At 44.5% G+C, this 16,307-nt stretch carries 13 protein-coding genes; 6 read left to right on the plus strand and 7 right to left on the minus strand.

Translation table 11 applies throughout. The features are described from left to right. The first annotated feature begins 154 nt into the window (after positions 1-154). A complete protein-coding gene (locus tag AB4513_RS00395) occupies positions 155-2,020 on the plus strand; it encodes a fructose-specific PTS transporter subunit EIIC (RefSeq protein ID WP_102258254.1) in 1,866 nt (621 codons plus the stop codon). 111 nt (positions 2,021-2,131) lie between these two features. On the opposite strand, the gene AB4513_RS00400 is transcribed toward AB4513_RS00395, so the two are convergent. Both AB4513_RS00400 and AB4513_RS00405 read right to left on the minus strand, forming a co-directional pair. Next, positions 2,132-2,716: a TetR/AcrR family transcriptional regulator gene (locus tag AB4513_RS00400; protein ID WP_017103505.1), complete on the minus strand. Its 585-nt coding sequence runs from the start codon at positions 2,714-2,716 to the stop codon at positions 2,132-2,134. A gap of 127 nt (positions 2,717-2,843) precedes the next feature. Beyond that, positions 2,844-3,017, minus strand: coding sequence for a hypothetical protein (locus AB4513_RS00405; RefSeq protein WP_012601113.1), 174 nt, complete (start codon positions 3,015-3,017; stop codon positions 2,844-2,846). Positions 3,018-3,442: 425 nt separating this feature from the next. Between AB4513_RS00405 and AB4513_RS00410 the strand changes: the two genes are divergently transcribed. Continuing rightward, positions 3,443-5,422, plus strand: coding sequence for a methyl-accepting chemotaxis protein (locus AB4513_RS00410; RefSeq protein ID WP_102250183.1), 1,980 nt, complete (start codon positions 3,443-3,445; stop codon positions 5,420-5,422). 83 nt (positions 5,423-5,505) lie between these two features. Here the strand turns inward: AB4513_RS00410 and AB4513_RS00415 are convergent, their stop codons facing one another. Next, positions 5,506-5,928, minus strand: coding sequence for an organic hydroperoxide resistance protein (locus tag AB4513_RS00415; protein WP_065678968.1), 423 nt, complete (start codon positions 5,926-5,928; stop codon positions 5,506-5,508). A 128-nt stretch (positions 5,929-6,056) separates the two neighbouring features. Here AB4513_RS00415 and AB4513_RS00420 point away from each other — a divergent pair, with 128 nt between their 5' ends. Next, a complete protein-coding gene (locus tag AB4513_RS00420) occupies positions 6,057-6,494 on the plus strand; it encodes a MarR family winged helix-turn-helix transcriptional regulator (protein ID WP_029223898.1) in 438 nt (145 codons plus the stop codon). Between the two features lie 132 nt (positions 6,495-6,626). On the opposite strand, the gene AB4513_RS00425 is transcribed toward AB4513_RS00420, so the two are convergent. Both AB4513_RS00425 and AB4513_RS00430 read right to left on the minus strand, forming a co-directional pair. Continuing rightward, positions 6,627-7,790, minus strand: a complete 1,164-nt coding sequence (locus AB4513_RS00425) for an amino acid permease (protein ID WP_102258253.1) — start codon at positions 7,788-7,790, stop codon at positions 6,627-6,629. A 251-nt stretch (positions 7,791-8,041) separates the two neighbouring features. Then, positions 8,042-9,472, minus strand: coding sequence for a PLP-dependent aminotransferase family protein (locus tag AB4513_RS00430; RefSeq protein WP_102258252.1), 1,431 nt, complete (start codon positions 9,470-9,472; stop codon positions 8,042-8,044). A gap of 122 nt (positions 9,473-9,594) precedes the next feature. Between AB4513_RS00430 and AB4513_RS00435 the strand changes: the two genes are divergently transcribed. Beyond that, positions 9,595-10,494: a DMT family transporter gene (locus AB4513_RS00435; RefSeq protein WP_102258251.1), complete on the plus strand. Its 900-nt coding sequence runs from the start codon at positions 9,595-9,597 to the stop codon at positions 10,492-10,494. A gap of 265 nt (positions 10,495-10,759) precedes the next feature. Here the strand turns inward: AB4513_RS00435 and AB4513_RS00440 are convergent, their stop codons facing one another. Continuing rightward, a complete protein-coding gene (locus tag AB4513_RS00440; RefSeq protein WP_009846243.1) occupies positions 10,760-11,185 on the minus strand; it encodes a DUF3010 family protein in 426 nt (141 codons plus the stop codon). A 257-nt stretch (positions 11,186-11,442) separates the two neighbouring features. Between AB4513_RS00440 and AB4513_RS00445 the strand changes: the two genes are divergently transcribed. Both AB4513_RS00445 and AB4513_RS00450 read left to right on the plus strand, forming a co-directional pair. After that, positions 11,443-13,080 carry a methyl-accepting chemotaxis protein gene (locus AB4513_RS00445; protein ID WP_102258250.1) on the plus strand — a complete coding sequence of 546 codons (1,638 nt, stop codon included), beginning with the start codon at positions 11,443-11,445 and terminating at the stop codon, positions 13,078-13,080. Positions 13,081-13,400: 320 nt separating this feature from the next. Beyond that, positions 13,401-14,270, plus strand: coding sequence for a LysR family transcriptional regulator (locus AB4513_RS00450; protein WP_009846245.1), 870 nt, complete (start codon positions 13,401-13,403; stop codon positions 14,268-14,270). 113 nt (positions 14,271-14,383) lie between these two features. Here the strand turns inward: AB4513_RS00450 and AB4513_RS00455 are convergent, their stop codons facing one another. After that, a complete protein-coding gene (locus AB4513_RS00455; protein WP_017097657.1) occupies positions 14,384-16,045 on the minus strand; it encodes a methyl-accepting chemotaxis protein in 1,662 nt (553 codons plus the stop codon). Between the last annotated feature and the right edge of the window lie 262 nt (positions 16,046-16,307).

Genomic DNA, 16,307 nt, shown 5'->3' on the forward strand with positions numbered 1-16,307 from the left:
CAAAGGTGAACGTCACACTCTTGCTTCTTGGTTACAATTATCCAGTTAATGCACCTTTCGTCCTATATATCGAGCGGCCTTGCCTCGTTAGTCTTTTCATATTATTAACCTCTTTATCTCATTTACCTAAATTGGTACTCGGACGAGGCAGCACATGGACATCACTGACATTATAGAGCCGGAGATTATCTGTCTGGATTTAAAGGCAGACTCTAAACAGGCGGTATTTGAAGAGCTTGTCGAACTGCTTGACCGCGCAGGCAAGCTCTCCAATAAAAGTGAGTTCCTTGATGATATCTGGAAGCGTGAGGCCATCGGCAATACGGGCTTTGATGATGGTATTGCGATTCCACACGCGAAAAGCACTGCTGTCGCTAAACCAGCAGTGGCGGTAGGTATCAGCCGCTCTGGCATCGATTATGGCGCAGACGGCGGCGAGTTGTCGGATGTGTTCTTTATGCTCGCTTCACCAGACAACAACGACGACCACCATATCGAGGTACTGGCTCAGATTTCGACCAGACTTATCGAAGATGGCTTTGTTACAAAATTAAAGGCGGTGGAGTCTGTCGAGGAAGCTCAAGAGCTGTTTCTCGAAGCCAATTCTGAATCGTTTGATAGTTATGCCTCAAGCCATCATGAAGTGTATGTCGAGCCACTCAGCCCTTGGGCACAATCTCTTAATCGCCTCAAAGAACACTTGTTATACGGTACCTCACACATGATCCCATTTGTGGTCGCAGGCGGTGTGCTTTTGTCTTTGTCGGTAATGATGTCTGGCCATGGCGCTGTGCCTGAGAGCGGTGTTCTTGCTGACATAGCACAAATGGGTATCGCGGGGCTAACCCTGTTTACCGCGGTGCTCGGTGGTTACATTGCATATTCAATGGCCGACAAACCGGGCTTAGCACCCGGAATGATTGGTTCTTGGCTCGCGGTCAATCAGTACAGTACCGGCTTCCTTGGCGCAATTGTGGTCGGCTTCTTCGCAGGTTTCGTGGTTAATTTGCTCAAGAAGATCAAACTGCCAGACAGTATGATCTCGCTGAGTTCGATTTTCATCTATCCATTAGTCGGCACCTTTGTAACCTGTGGGGCGGTGATGTGGGTGATTGGCTCTCCTATCGCGTATGTGATGCTTGAGATGAACCAAATGCTGACTGGCATGGCGGGCTCAGGAAAAGTGGTGTTGGGCAGTATTTTAGGGGCGATGACGGCCTTTGATATGGGCGGCCCAATCAACAAAGTGGCGACGCTGTTTGCTCAAACGCAGGTGAACACTCAACCTTGGCTAATGGGGGGCGTCGGTATTGCCATTTGTACGCCACCATTAGGCATGGCGCTTGCCACTTTCATATCACCTAAGAAATTCAAACGAGACGAACGCGAAGCCGGAAAAGCAGCGGGTATTATGGGCATGATCGGCATCAGTGAAGGTGCGATTCCTTTTGCTGCCGCCGATCCTGCGCGAGTTCTGCCTGCTGTTGTTGCTGGTGGCATTGTCGGTAATGTGGTTGGCTTTATGTTCCATGTCATCAACCATGCACCATGGGGCGGCTGGATAGTGTTGCCGGTGGTTGACGGCAAAATTGGCTATATCGTCGGCACACTAGCAGGAGCACTGACGACGGCTCTGATCGTGATACTACTGAAAAAGAACGTGGTCGAAGGTGAAGTAAGTTCTAATCAGTTTACGGGTGGCTCGATAACGGAAGAAGGGCAAGCGGATGTATTGGCGATCACTTCTTGTCCATCTGGTGTTGCTCATACGTTTCTTGCGGCTAAGTCTTTGGAAAAGGCGGCTCATCATCTTGGGGTTCGGATTAAAGTCGAAACGCAGGGGGCCAACGGAATCGGCAATCGCATTACACAGAAAGACATTGAGCGGGCGAGGTTGGTGATTTTTGCTCATGATGTGGCAATTAAAGAGATCGAACGCTTTGCGAACGTGAAAACCTTAGATGTCAGTACTAAGGAAGCGATGCTTAATGCGCAGGCGTTGATTATGAGGAAAGTATAAAAGCCATCGGCTTTAAGATTGGCCGAAAAGCAATAAATAAAAAGACGCCCAAGTATTAGTAGTAATACTTGGGCGTCTTTTTGTAGATCTGAGCCTATATACGCGCAGTTGCTAAAAAGGGTGGTACTTGAAGATGTCTTCAACCATTGAGTTGAGTAGTTCTGTGTCATCGCAGGTTTTTGCATAAGTGCGTAGCCCTGCAATTTGAACCTGAACGTGGCGAGCAAGTTGAGTCGGTTTGCGTTCTTTGCTGATCTCACCAAGTTCTTGCGCTTCGGCAATCAGTTTGGCGAACTCGCCTTCCATTATTTTGAGTGATTTCTTGGCTTCTTCTAATAATTCAGCGTGCTCATCCGTCAGTTCAGCTACTGTTTTAGCCAGCATACACATGCCGTTAGGCGCGCTTTTTTTCGATTCGACAACGGCACGTTTTACGAAGTTTTCTAGTGCTTTGATTGGAGAGTCGGTTTCGCTGCGAAAGCGGTTCAAATTGTGAATGCCGAGTTCGGTATAGCGAGCCAATGTCTCTTTAAACAAGCCTTCTTTGCTGCCAAAAGCCGCATAAATACTGCCGGGACGCATATCAATCACGTCCTGTAGATTGCGCATAGAAGTTGCGTGAAAGCCCTTTTCCCAATACAGGTTAGTCGCTTTATCTACAACGTCTTGTCTATCGAACTTCGCTGTCTTGGCCATAACATCTACTTCATTAATCTGAACATATGTTCAATATTTTAAGATGAACACTCGTTCTAGTAAAGGAGTGTCTGGTTACTCCGGCAATCTCGCAAAGATCGATAGCATTAATCGGTAATAAAAAACTCTAATCATCAACAACTTCGACGGTTTTATGTTGTGCGCCGTAATAGGTACCTTCATCGATGGTGTACATCAGCGTTTCTTTGCACTCTGGGCAATCGAATTCTTCATTGGGTTCGATTGCTTCCTCTTCTACCCATTCCCATCCAATGTGTTCTTCGCAAGCGGGGCAATCCATAAAAATACCTCTCAGCTGTTGTCGCATATTTACTGCGAGTTTCTACTTAATAAGCTCGGCAGTATACATATTTGAGACTGAATATATAGATGCTCGTGAGTGAATAGCTTGGTAAGGGTTACACAGTGAGTGCTGGTCTACCACTTTGTGATTATGCAGTGCGTGTCAATTTTTAGTCACTGCGTCAGAGAAATGTTGTTACACGTATTTTTCGTCTGGTTAAGTCAGATAGTTAACAGTTTTATTCATAAACCAATGAGTTTTATAAGGTTAAATGTTAACGTCCTCTGCGCTGAACTGTGTAGTTAGGTCATGGTTTACATAGGTCAGCTTGAATAATTATAGAGTCACAATTAAGGCGCACCCGTTAGAAGGAAGCCAAATTCGATGACTGAGAAGATTTGTTAGTTGTTAGGGAAATAATAATGAATTTAACCGATATGTCATTTAAGCAAAAAATCATCGCTTTGCTTATCTTACCGATCTTAGGGTTTTTATGGCTTAGTGTTTCTGCCATTTCAAAAGGCGTAGAAACCACCAGTGAAATGTCGTCATTAAACCAACTTACGCGTTTGTCGGTTGTGTACAGTGAGTTGGTGCACGAGTTACAGAAAGAGCGTGGTATGACGGCTGGTTTTATCGGGTCACAGGGAAACAAGTTTGGCAGTGAGCTAAAAGCACAAAGAATTAACGCAGACAGCAAACGCAATCAAAGAACCGAGTACTGGCAGTCTGAAGAAATCGGCTTATCGCAGATCGCGCGTCTGAATACTGAAATCAGCCAAAGTCTCAACCAAATTACTTCGATTCGCAATAGAGTGGATTCTCAATCAATTCCGCTTTCTGAAGCATTAGGCTACTACACCAAACTTAATGCTAAGTTATTGAGTGTATCTGCATTAATTGCTGAGCTAAGTACTGATGCTACCATCACGACAGAAACCATCGCCTACTATAACTTTCTACAAGGCAAGGAGCGTGCGGGTATCGAACGTGCGGTTCTCAACAACACCTTTTCTAAAAATGAATTTGGCCCGGGTATGCTGGTTAAATTCATCTCTTTGGTAACCGAGCAAAATACATATTTTGCGAACTTTGAAGTTTTTGGTAACCCAGATAACGTTGATTTCTTTAAACAACAACTGAATGATCGCTCGGTGGCTGAAGTGGAAAAACTTCGTGATGTGGCTGAATCGAAAATGAGTGGTTTTGATGTCGATCCTGTTTATTGGTTTGCTCAATCGACGGCACGAATTGTTCAGCTGAAGAAGACTGAAAATCAGTTAGCAGAGTCTCTTATTACACTGACGGATCAGAAAACTCAGCAAGCTCAATCAGCAATGATGGGCAGCATTGTGATGTTTGTTGTGATCACTTTGTTCGCAACTTTTGTTAGCTTCAAAGCCATTACTGATTTAACGACTCGAGTTAAAGATCTAACGCGAGTGCTTTCTAAAGTCCGAAATGACAATGACTTAACCGTTCGTGCGACTTACGAAGGTAATAGCGAGCTGGGTCAAATCTCATCGTCGCTTAATGAAACATTAGAGAAGTTTTCTCAAGTTATCGATAACCTATCTCAATCTAGCCTGACACTTGCTTCAGCAGCAGAAGAGACGGCGCAAACTTGCCAATACAACTCAAGCACCTTAGTTGAACAGCAAGACCAGATTGGCTTGATTGCGACAGCAACAGAAGAGCTATCAGCGACGGTGAATGAAGTCGCGGCTAAAACACAGCAAACGGCAAGCTCAGCGAAGATCGCTGATGAACAATCACAGCAAGGTTTAAGCACGGTCCAACAATCCTATGAGTCGATAGAAACCTTGGCTTCTGAGATTAACGGCCTCGCTGAAAAAATCACTCATCTACACGAAAGTAGCAACAACATTAACAGTGTGATTGATGTGATTAAATCCGTTGCCGAACAAACCAATTTGTTAGCGTTAAATGCAGCGATTGAAGCCGCTCGAGCTGGTGAACAAGGTCGTGGTTTTGCTGTCGTAGCCGATGAAGTTCGTACTTTGGCTCAGCGTACGCAACAGTCCACTTCGGAAATTGAAGGCTTCATTAACTCGCTACAATCTGACGTGCAAACAGCGTTCAATGTGATTGATAACAGCAAGAAGATGTCTTCAAGAGCGGTTGAAGACTCACGAGGAGTAGAACAGACCCTGCAAGATATTTCAGGGGCTGTGAGCGAAATATTCAGCATGGCAGAGCAGATCGCAACCGCAACTGAAGAGCAAGCAGTAGTGACTCAAGATATTGCTCAGAACGTTGTCGCGGTAGAGCAGAAGTCGACAGAATCTACGACAGGCGCAACGCAAATTGCTGCAACAGCGAAAGAGCAGGCTGAGTTGGCAACATCGCTGAAAGAGCTCTCGAATACGTTTAAGAGTTAGCAACTCAGAGCTAGAAGCTTTCTATCGCATATAAAAAATGTCCCGCCTAGTGCGGGACATTTTTTTAGCGGGGGATGAAGCGGCTAAAGCGCTTGTCCGTTAACCGACAATTTCACATCAATGTTGCCACGAACCGCGTTTGAGTAAGGGCAAACTTGGTGCGCCGTTTTCACAAGCGTCACAGCTTGTTCTTGCTCTAGAGCCAGTTCAATCGATAGAGCAACAGTTAAAGCAAAGCCGCCGTTTTCATTTGGTCCAATACCGACTGTTGCAGTCGTTGGCGCCGATGCGATTTTGATTTTCATCTCTTTTGCAACGTGAAGCAGAGCATTTGAGAAACACGCAGAGTAACCCGCAGCAAATAGTTGTTCTGGGTTGGTCGCTTCACCTGTTCCGCCCATCTCTTTAGGGTAGCTCAACGCTACTGAAAGCAGATTGTCATCAGTAGAAACTTGGCCGTTACGACCCGCAGTAGCAGTCGCAGAAGTTGTGTAGAGTGTTGTCATTGTTTTAGTCCTTAATTATAATTTTTCGCAATTAGATTGTGCGCAACTTAATTTTAAAGCTAGCTTAATTGATAAAATTCGAGCGCGCAAGTATATTGTGCACAATTTAATTTATTGGTGAGGTGATCATGAGCGACCAAGATGACTATCTAAAGCTGGATAATCAGGTGTGTTTTGCGCTGTATAGTGCATCGAATGCAATGAGTAGGGCGTATCAACCTTTACTGAAAGCGCTTGACCTTACTTACTTGCAGTACATTGTGATGATGGTGCTGTGGGAAGAAAAAGAGATAAATGTCAAAGCCCTAGGCGCAAAAACGCATTTGGATTCAGGTACGTTGACGCCACTACTCAAGCGTTTGGAAACGAAAGGTTACGTGCTTAGAACTCGCAGTGCTGAAGATGAACGAGTTCGAGTTATTACACTGACGCCTGCAGGGGTAGAGCTCAAAGAGCAAGCGCAGACCGTTCCGGTTGAAATGCTGTGTCTTTCTAAGATGAATGAAGATGAGCTTAAATCGCTAAAAGCGCAGTGTGAGCAGTTGCTCGGCAATTTGACCAAGTAAGCACTTTTAGTTTTTGGCCATGGTAATCAGAAAATAAGAAAGCCCGTTAGTCCGGCTGTTAATAATCGGACTAACGGGCTTTTTGTATCTGCTGCCTTCTAAATGGCAACAGATAGTCTATTCAATTGGGATTTACCCCATAAACCAAGAGATAAAAATCAACGCACCAAAACCGAATGTTGCCATCAGTGCCGTATCGCCACCGCCTGCTGTATAGCTGCCTTCGGTTTGTAGGTGAGGGAAGTCAGGCCTACGAACCTTAACCACCATTGCGAGTGGTCCCCAGATAGCTAGGAACACCAACACCATGCCTGCATAGTCCAACATGCTCACGAACTGGCTTGCGAACAGCTCTGCTAATACCAAAGGCAATACAAAGGTCAGAGCATAAGCTAATGCTTTGTTGTTGGTGACTGCGTCTTTGTTTTGGTCATACAGCGCCATCGACACACCAAGGAAAGAGGTTACCAATGCCAGTACTGAGAACAGCGCAATAACTACCTTCAACCAAGAAGATTGACCGCTAAACTCTGAGATCAGTTCTGAAATGTTATGGAACTGACTGATAGCGTCTGTACCAAGGTTACCGATAATCGCGAACAACCAAGTTAGGTAGCAGATTAGTGGAATCACCGAGCCCAGCAGAATCATATTGCGGATCTGCTTTTGAGTCGCTTCTCGGTTGTAAATAACCAGTGACGGGATCACCACCATAGAGGCAAAGCTAGTAAAGATAACCGCGCTGTATTGCACCACGTCATTGGCCGTGTATTGGCTAGTTTGAGTTAGGTAATCTAGACGGATATTACTAAACAGAGAGGCAATAACAATGAAGAGCATCACCACCATCATGATGAATAGACCACGGTTTAATTTATCGATATAAGACTTACCCGCGACTACAATCACCCCCATCAATAGGCTGAAAACGGTATAAGCAGCGGATGCAGAGATGTCTACGCCGACGTCGAGCAGTAGCTTATGAATGATGTCGCCAACACCCAAGATATAGGCGATCAGCATGCAAACCAGTAGCAGGTAAAAGAGTGCATTGATAAAGTGTTTACCTTTGCTGCCCAGAGTTAGGTAAGCAACACTGCTCATGCCACTGTTGTCTTTCGTTTTGGTACACGCTTCTGCCAGTAGGAGTGCAGAGTAAGTGGTGCCGATAAAGATAAGTAGCATCAGCACTGAGCTGATCATGAAGCCAAACTGGGCCAACACCATGGGAATAGCAAGCATGCCAGCCCCTAATGCAGTTCCCGAAAGGATTAGGGAACTGCCGAATAATTTCATATTCAAAAAAACAACCTCTAGCGATCCAATTAATTTTTGTTTGGATTGTAAATGATTGTTTCCAAGACTAACAAAATACTCAGTAAAGTTAGGGGTTAAATTCTAATTATTTTTGAATTTTTCTAAAAAACTTACAAAGGTATTTCGGAGTATTATCTGTGATCGTTTGACGCATTTTCTTGGTGATTGTATTTGTTGTTTTAGTTAACGTTTATTCATTGTTGAATGATCTAGCAGTCAGAAATATTCGATTAGAAAGAAGTATGCTTCGCGATTATTTTCGCTAGTGTCACAACCCCTTCTTTCCACTCTTTACTCTCTTCGATGTTCGCTACCGTGAAGCGCAAGCAGTGTTTATATTGATCGTTTGTCCCAAAGACTGTGCCAGGTAATATTCCCAATTTGTGCTTCAAACAATCTTGATAAATCGCGTAGCTATCGACCGATTCAGGTAACGTGATCCAGTTTAAAAAAGATCCCTCAGGCTTTGACAGATGGTAGCGGCCAACAAGGTGTTCATAGCCATCAAGCGCTTGTATTAACAGGCTTTGGAATTGCTTTTGATTGACTTGGTAGAGTCGTTTCATTTTGGATAAGTGGCTGCGATATTTACCGGTAGTGAGAAATTGACCCACCGCGGATTGCATTAAATTGGAGCTGCCCATGTTGTCGCATAACAGGTATTTTTCAACTTGAGCCTGGTAACGACCTGAGAGTAACCAGCCAATACGCAAGCGAGAATCTAAGGTCTTGGACAAAGAGTTGACGTAAATGACTCGATCTTGGTCATCAAGCTCTTTGAGGCTGGCAATGGGTGTGTCGAATGCCAAGCTACCGAACACATCGTCTTCGATAATCGGTAAAGATCCGGTGATTTCCAGTAATGCTTTTCGGTTCGCCAATGGCATCCGTGAACCGGTTGGATTGGTAAAGTTTGGCGTTAGTAGCAAGGTTTTCACTTCCCATTTGTCCAACGCACTCTGTAGTGAAGGAATGTCGATTCCGTGGCTGACGCTGCTTGGTATTTCAAGGGCTTGCAAGCCAAGTGATTCAAGTAAAAGTAGATTACCGAAATAACAGGGCGACTCGACCGCCACGATGTCTCCCGGTTTGGTTAATGCACGTAAAGCCAGACTGATCGCCTGTTGAGCACCATGTGTAATTGCAATTTCATTCGATCCCGCAGGCACGCCTAGATCATGGGTGATCTTTAGCAACTGCTTTACTAATTGCTCATCGCCGGGAGGTAATTGGTAATAACCGGGAAGCTGAGTTTGCAAACGGCTATGGCGACCGATTTCGGCGTACAAGCTACGAATGGCAGGGTTATTAATGTTCGGGTGTGCAGAACCAGCAAGCAGTTTCAAGCGACCTTTCGGACGGGAGAGTACAGATTTGGTGACCGACAAGAGGTCGACTTTTTGAGGCTGGCTCGGTGCATCCCAGATGGTGGTGTTCGGTGTTTTCACACGATAGCCTGATTTAGGCACAGAATAAACCCAGCCCGTCGCTTCCAGTTCTTGATAAGCGCGAATCACGGTGTTTTTGCTCACACCGAGTTGTTCACTGAGTTGACGAATGGAAGGCAAGCGGTCGTCTGGGTGAAAGAGCCCTTTATCGATCTGAGCCTTAATGTGTTGTTCTATAGCGAGATATTTATTGCCGCTGAGTTTTTCTTCCACGTTTCCCCCTTGTAACTCACACTTAATCTGTAACCATTTAAAGTGTTATATCTGTATCTTTATTAGTTATCTGTACCCAACTAAGGTAACAGCATTGATGAAGAGTTGACCAGAGGTTTGTAATGCTGATTAAAATGATTCCGTTTGTGTTTGTACTATTGTGGTCGTCAGGCTTTGTTGGCGCCCGTCTTGGTGTTGAATACGCTGAACCCGCAACGTTACTTTCACTTAGGATGGTAGCCAACGTGGCGCTATTCTTGGTTTTGATTTCAATCCTTAAGCGTCGTATTCCTCGTGGTCGAGCATTTTTTCACGCTTGTGTGGTGGGCATTTTGATTCATGGCTTCTACCTTGGTGGCACTTATCTCGCGATTGATATGGGTATGCCCGCCGGGTTGAGTTCTCTACTTGTTGGCTTACAACCGATTCTGACGGCATTGATAATGATCAGCTGTACTTCACAGCGTTTTAATTTTGCACAGTGGCTGGGATTAGCGCTCGGTTTTGCGGGTATTAGCTTGGTGTTGATGGGCAATATTGAATGGCAGTCAGACGACCAAAAAGGCCTGGCAACGTTATTGTGTTTGGTTTCTTTGGTGGGTATTACCTGCGGCACTTTGTATCAGAAGCGCTTCTGTCAGGGGACAGATATGGTCGGCGGTGCGATGGTGCAATACTTGGCTTCTGCTGCGTTGTTTCTACCGTTCGCAATGCGTTACGAAACTATGCAAGTGAACTGGACTGTAGAATTCACGTTGACTCTAATCTGGCTGGTGGTGGTTCTGTCTTGTGTTGCCATCCTTTTGCTGCTTTACATGGTAGAGCATGGCGCTTCTTCAAGTGTGGCATCGGTGTTTTACTTAGTGCCACCGACGACAGCCATCCAAGCGTGGCTCATTTTTGGAGAGTCATTCGACATTTATGGCGCAATAGGCTTCGCGTTGTCAGCAACCGCTGTTTATCTGGTGGTGAAAAAGCCTGAGTTGATTAAGTTCCGTAGACGAACAGCATTAGAGAGGTAATGTGTCAACCAAAATTATACCAATCGTAGTAACTAACTGGTCACCCTAGCTTGTTAAGAATCTCGATAACTTCGTTAGAATTTTTGATTGTAGAATAACTACTTATCGAAAAATGCTGCCTTGTTCTCAAGCTTTTTTCCTACGCTATTTTTGATCACTTACTTACTGTGATTGGTATAACTCGACTTGAAATAGATTGCTAGAAACAAAAAAGAGCCTGAATATTCAGGCTCTTTCTGTATCAATATTGGCTAGCGACTATTGATTAGCGCTGCATTAAACAAGCGTAAGCCGTGGTAAACGGTGCTTCTTGGTATTGCTTAAGGCCTGTTTCTTTGAACTTCATCATAAGAGGGTTGCGCTTAAGGCTTTCTTTGATTTCATTCGGAGATACAACGGTTACGTCTAGGCCGTCGATCAACTGAATTGCCGCTTCTAGTTTGAAGCCGAAGCCACCGCCAGCAAATTTGCCTTTAGTTTGGCGTTGACGAATTACCACTTTTTCTACTTGGTAATCTTCCATTAACTTTGCAAAAGAAAATTGAAAATCTTTCATATTCTGTGTGTCGTTTGCGTCACTAATCGCAACTTTAGAAACTCGGCAATCAGGAATGTTAAATACACCGTCTGATAGAGATAGAAGACAGATGACTGCATCGTTACCTTTGATTTCAACACCACAAATTTTCATGTTCTTACCTACTTATTTTAGAGCCCTATATTATGGTGTTATTTCGATGACTTCTCCAGTAATAGAACATGTCTAAGGTAAATAAATTCAATATTGTCCACTTTAACTTTTCAGGTTGACGTCTGGTTAAATGCGAAGCACTCGTTTTCATTGTCTAGTTTTATATGCGATGAGATTCACAAAACTATAGCTGGCTTTTTTATCGATACTGTATATTATGCGCGCGTCCCTATTTAATGTGTGGTTATAAACCCTCTATGAATATCAAAAACCTTTCTATTAAGAGTAAAATTGCGATTCCGCTAATGGTTATCGTGATTGTTTTCTCAACTGTTACTGTGCTTAACGTGATTAAATCTAACGCGCAAGCAGCGATTAACCATGAGCTCAATAATGTGGTTCAACCGGTTCTCGACAACCTAGAAGATGGGTACCGAGATATCTATCAAGTCATTGCATCAGCGCAAGGTTTATTACTTGCTAAAGATAAGGATGCGATCGAATATCAAAAATTTGAGTTTGAAGACAACGCTTACAAAGCCGTTCCACGCTTTGAAAGTGTCCAAACCCTATATACCGCAGGTGTCTTAGACTCATCTTCTCAAGACGAGCTAGCGAAACTGGTAAAGGCGATGAAAAAGTGGGTAGCATTGCATGAACCAATGTTTGCAGACCCTGCCAATGCTCTTCAATACAACATAGATTACTCGCCAGCATTGGACGCTGAGTTTGCGATCATTCACGATCAACTCGGCTATATCAGAGAGCTCATTGCAGTTAAACAAAAAGAGCTTCGCCAGCAAGCTAATGACTCGATTGAAGAAAGTAAGCTGATCATCGAAGTAGGTATGGCGGTGGCGGTACTTGCGGCTTTGTTTTCGATGTGGTTATCGAACCGTTTTATCGTTCAGCCGATTCAGAGCGTAGAGAAAGCGATGAATGAAATCGCATCGGGTGATGGTAACTTAGCTCAGCGAATGAAAGTTGAAGGTTCTGATGAGATTGCTCGTTTAAGTTCAGCGTTTAACAAGTTTGTTAGTAAGATACATACTACTGTAGAACAAGTGATTCTGACATCAAATGCCGTACGTGCAGAGATGGAAAACATCAAATCAATAACGCAGAATGTGGTTGAATTTTCTTCGAATCAACAGAAAGAAAGTGAAGTAGTCGCGGCTGCCGTTCATGAAATGCAAGCGACCAGTGAAACGGTAAGTGGTAACGCGTTAGATGCGGCAACCGCAAGTAACGTTGCGAACAATGAAGTGGAATCAGCAGACAGCACTTTGGGCTTAACCGTAACTTCAATTGAACGCCTTGCGCAAGATATCGAGAATGCAGGCGGTGTGGTTCAGGAATTGGATACTGATGTGAAGAACATTGCTTCTATTCTTGGCGTGATCAAAGGCATTGCAGAGCAAACCAATCTATTGGCATTGAATGCGGCGATTGAAGCAGCGCGTGCTGGTGAGCAAGGTCGTGGTTTTGCGGTAGTTGCTGATGAGGTCCGTGCGCTTGCGAGCAAAACTCAAGACAGTACGGGTGAAATCCAATCAATGATTGAACGCTTAGAAGTTGGCGCTAAACATGCCGTTGGCGTGATGACAGAAAGCAAGGCAAGTGGCGAGAAAACCATTGTTCAAGCGGGCACTGCAGCTTCATCATTGAGCGAGATTCGTAACTCAATCGGCAAGATGAATGAGATGAATACGCAAATCGCAACAGCGGCTTCTCAGCAGTCTCAGGTGTCTGAAGAAGTGAACCAGAATGTTCAACGTATCGCGGAAAGCACCATGAAAATGGTTGAGATGGCAAACAATGCAGAGAACGCATGCATCTCACTAGCAGAACAGTGTGAAGCACTTGATAGCCTAGTTTCTCAGTTTGAAGTGTAATCTTTGAGACTGAACAGGCAACAGTGAGTGGCTAGTCGTTTCTAGTTTTAACCCTCACGCATCTGTAATAGACAATAATAAGGCCCGTACTCAATGAGTGCGGGCTTTCTTTTTTGGTGCGAGTATTTTTTGATAACAGTATTTGTAATACAAGGTCGGTTCAAACTTTGTAGATTAGGTCGATAGGAGCCTTGTGGGGAATGCGATATTAGCTTCAATGAAGGCCTTTGTATGTGCACGGCGTATATTAAGCTAGGTGACACTGATCTATATCTTCAATACACTGTATGGGTAACCATAGTTCAAAATAGGGTAGAGGCATGGCCAATTGGGAAGGGGTAAGTGAGTTTGTTGCAGTGGCAGAGCGCGAAAGCTTTACTGGTGCCGCACAGAAACTCGCTACGTCAGTGGCTCAAATCAGTCGTAGAGTGGCAAATCTCGAGGAACGCCTCGCAGTAAAACTACTCAATCGAACGACTCGTAAGGTTTCTCTAACAGAGGCTGGGCAACTCTATTATCAGCAATGTAAGTTGTTGGTCGAGGGTTTAGAAATTGCTGAGTTAGCCGTCACGCAGATGCAATCCACGCCGAAAGGTTTGCTGAAAGTAACAGCACCTGTGACTTATGGTGAGCGTCAACTCGCCCCGATACTTCATCAGTTCTTAAAGCTCCACCCACAAGTCGAACTTGAGCTGATGTTGACCAATCAAAAGCTCGACCTTATTGATTCGGGTGTCGATGTCGCTATTCGTCTTGGTCGCTTAGAAGATTCGAGTCTTGTGGCAAAGAAGCTGTCTCAACGCCAACTCTACGTGTGCGCCAGCCCTGAATACATTGAACGTTACGGTGAACCGCATACACTCTCTGAGTTGAGCAATCATCAATGTTTAGTCGGCGGCTTTGAGCATTGGCGTTTTAAAGAAAATGGGCGACCTCGCTCAGTTCGGGTTAATGGACGCATTAAATGTAACAGTGGCTTAGCCTTACAAGACGCAGCGAAACAGAGTATTGGCTTAGTGCAGCTACCAGAATATTACGTGAGTGAAGATCTTGAGTCTGGCGAATTGGTTGAGGTGTTATCTGATTACCGAGACGATAAAGAGGGGATTTGGGCGCTTTACCCACAGAACCGTAATTTGTCTTCAAAGGTTCGCTTGTTAGTCGACTTCTTGTCTGAGCAATTAGACTAGTTCTATCTGGCAAGACACTATGGACAAGAAAATGGGCTTCAGAACAAAGATTCTGAAGCCCATTTTTATTGATGTTCTATAGCTTTTACTTGCTAAGCACTAAGCATTAAGCATTAAACCGTGAAGCGATCAACCAAGTGGTACAACTCGTTTGCTCGGCTGTTTAAGTTTTGGCTACCTGTACGGTTTTGGTTTGCTAGCGATGCCGATTGAGAACTTTGGTCTGAAATCACAACAATGCGTTGAGATATCTCTTGGCCAACAATATTCTGCTGTTCAGTCGCCGTTGCAATCAGTGAGTTCATGTCCATGATGGTATCAATCGAATCTTGAATTTTAGCAAGTGCTGCAGCTGCTGCGTTCGCTTCTTCTACCGTTTGAGCACTTCTGCTTTGGCTGGAATCCATTGCTTTAACCGCGGCATCTGAAGCGGATTTTAGCTGTTGGATCATTTTGTGAATGTCGCCCGTGCTCTCTTGTGTGCGGCTTGCAAGCTTACGAACTTCATCAGCAACTACGGCAAAACCTCGGCCTTGATCACCAGCTCGCGCGGCTTCAATCGCGGCATTTAGTGCTAATAGGTTGGTCTGTTCCGCTATATCTTGAATGACAGTCAGTGAAGATGAAATGTTCTGTACATCTCCTTCAAGGCGAGATACCACAGTGTTTGCCTCTGATACTTCACTTGCAAGGTCTGCTACGGAACCTGCAGCAGCGTTGACAATTTGCTGAGCTTCTTTTGCATTGTTCTCTGCAAGTTTAGCTGAGTCAGCCGCTTGGCTTGCGTTGCTTGAGATCTCTTGCGCTGTTGTCGTCATCTCGGTCATCGCCGTTGCTACTTGTTCTGTCTCTTCACGTTGACCTGTCGCTATTTCGTCGACCTGAGCTGCGCGAGAAGACATGCTGCTCGTTTCTGATACAACTTGCTGACCCACATCGCTCACGCTACGAATGATGGTCTGTAGGCTAGCAACAAAGGCATTAAAGTTCTCACTGAGTTTGGCGAACTCAGGCGCTTTGAAGGTTTCCATTCGAGCCGTTAGGTCGGCCTCACCACTTGCAAAGGCACTGATTGAACGGTCAAATTGCTCGAGTGGTTGCATGATTGTACGGTTCACTGCAACAGCGAAAACCGCTACCACTAAGGCAATCAAGCCACAGAAAATTGCAATGGCAGTTAGTGAGCTTTGTAGCGCAGCATTCGAGCTCTCTTTCATGTCACTGATGACTGCGTCAATATCATCGGTATAAAAACCCGTGCCGAGCATTAAATCCCATTGTGGAATAAAGATTGAGTAGCTGAGTTTTGGTAACGCAATGGACTGACCTGGCTTAGGAAAGTAGTAAGTGGTGAATTCCCCAATTTTTGAGTTCTTAATCAGGTCTTGGATTAGGTAATTGCCTTGTTTGTCTTGAAGGTCGTAGTAATTTTTACCAATGCCATCGGTACCTTGTCCGATGACGATTCTTACACCCTTAGAGCTGTAGCCAAAAATATAACCAGATTCACCATATTCTAGAGTTTTTAATGTGGGTAATGCTTCTTCAAGCGTGGCACCTTTTTCTAAGAAAGGAGATATCGAAGACTGAGCCATTTGCAGGTACGCTTTGAGTTCCTTTTCTTTCATCGCCATCATATTGCTACGCGTCGATTCTACTTGTTGTGCGGTTAGCTCAGTGCTCTTCATATACGTCACGCTCATCATCCCAATTGCCATTAGTAGCAAAGGGATAAAAGAGAGAATATAAAGGCGGTTTTTGATGGTGAGGGTCATTAGCACTTCCTATGTGATTGTCTCAGGCAATTTTCAACACATTATTAATGTGGTTTCGAAATGTAAACGGACTTGTTGTTGAATTGTTATCCTAAAACCTTTTTGTTTGATAAATATGATGGCGGTTAGGTTTTGAAGTGATAGGTGGTGCAACTAAGTACTTATCTGTAAAAAGAGCCGTTCGTTTCGATGCTTTTGAATTTGGCGCTGCTTTGGTAGAATGCGACGCTTTGTAGCACCCTGCTATGTCTATTCGTTAAGT

The organism is Vibrio sp. 10N.222.54.E6, from assembly GCF_041473955.1.
GTDB classification, from domain to species: domain Bacteria; phylum Pseudomonadota; class Gammaproteobacteria; order Enterobacterales; family Vibrionaceae; genus Vibrio; species Vibrio tasmaniensis_A.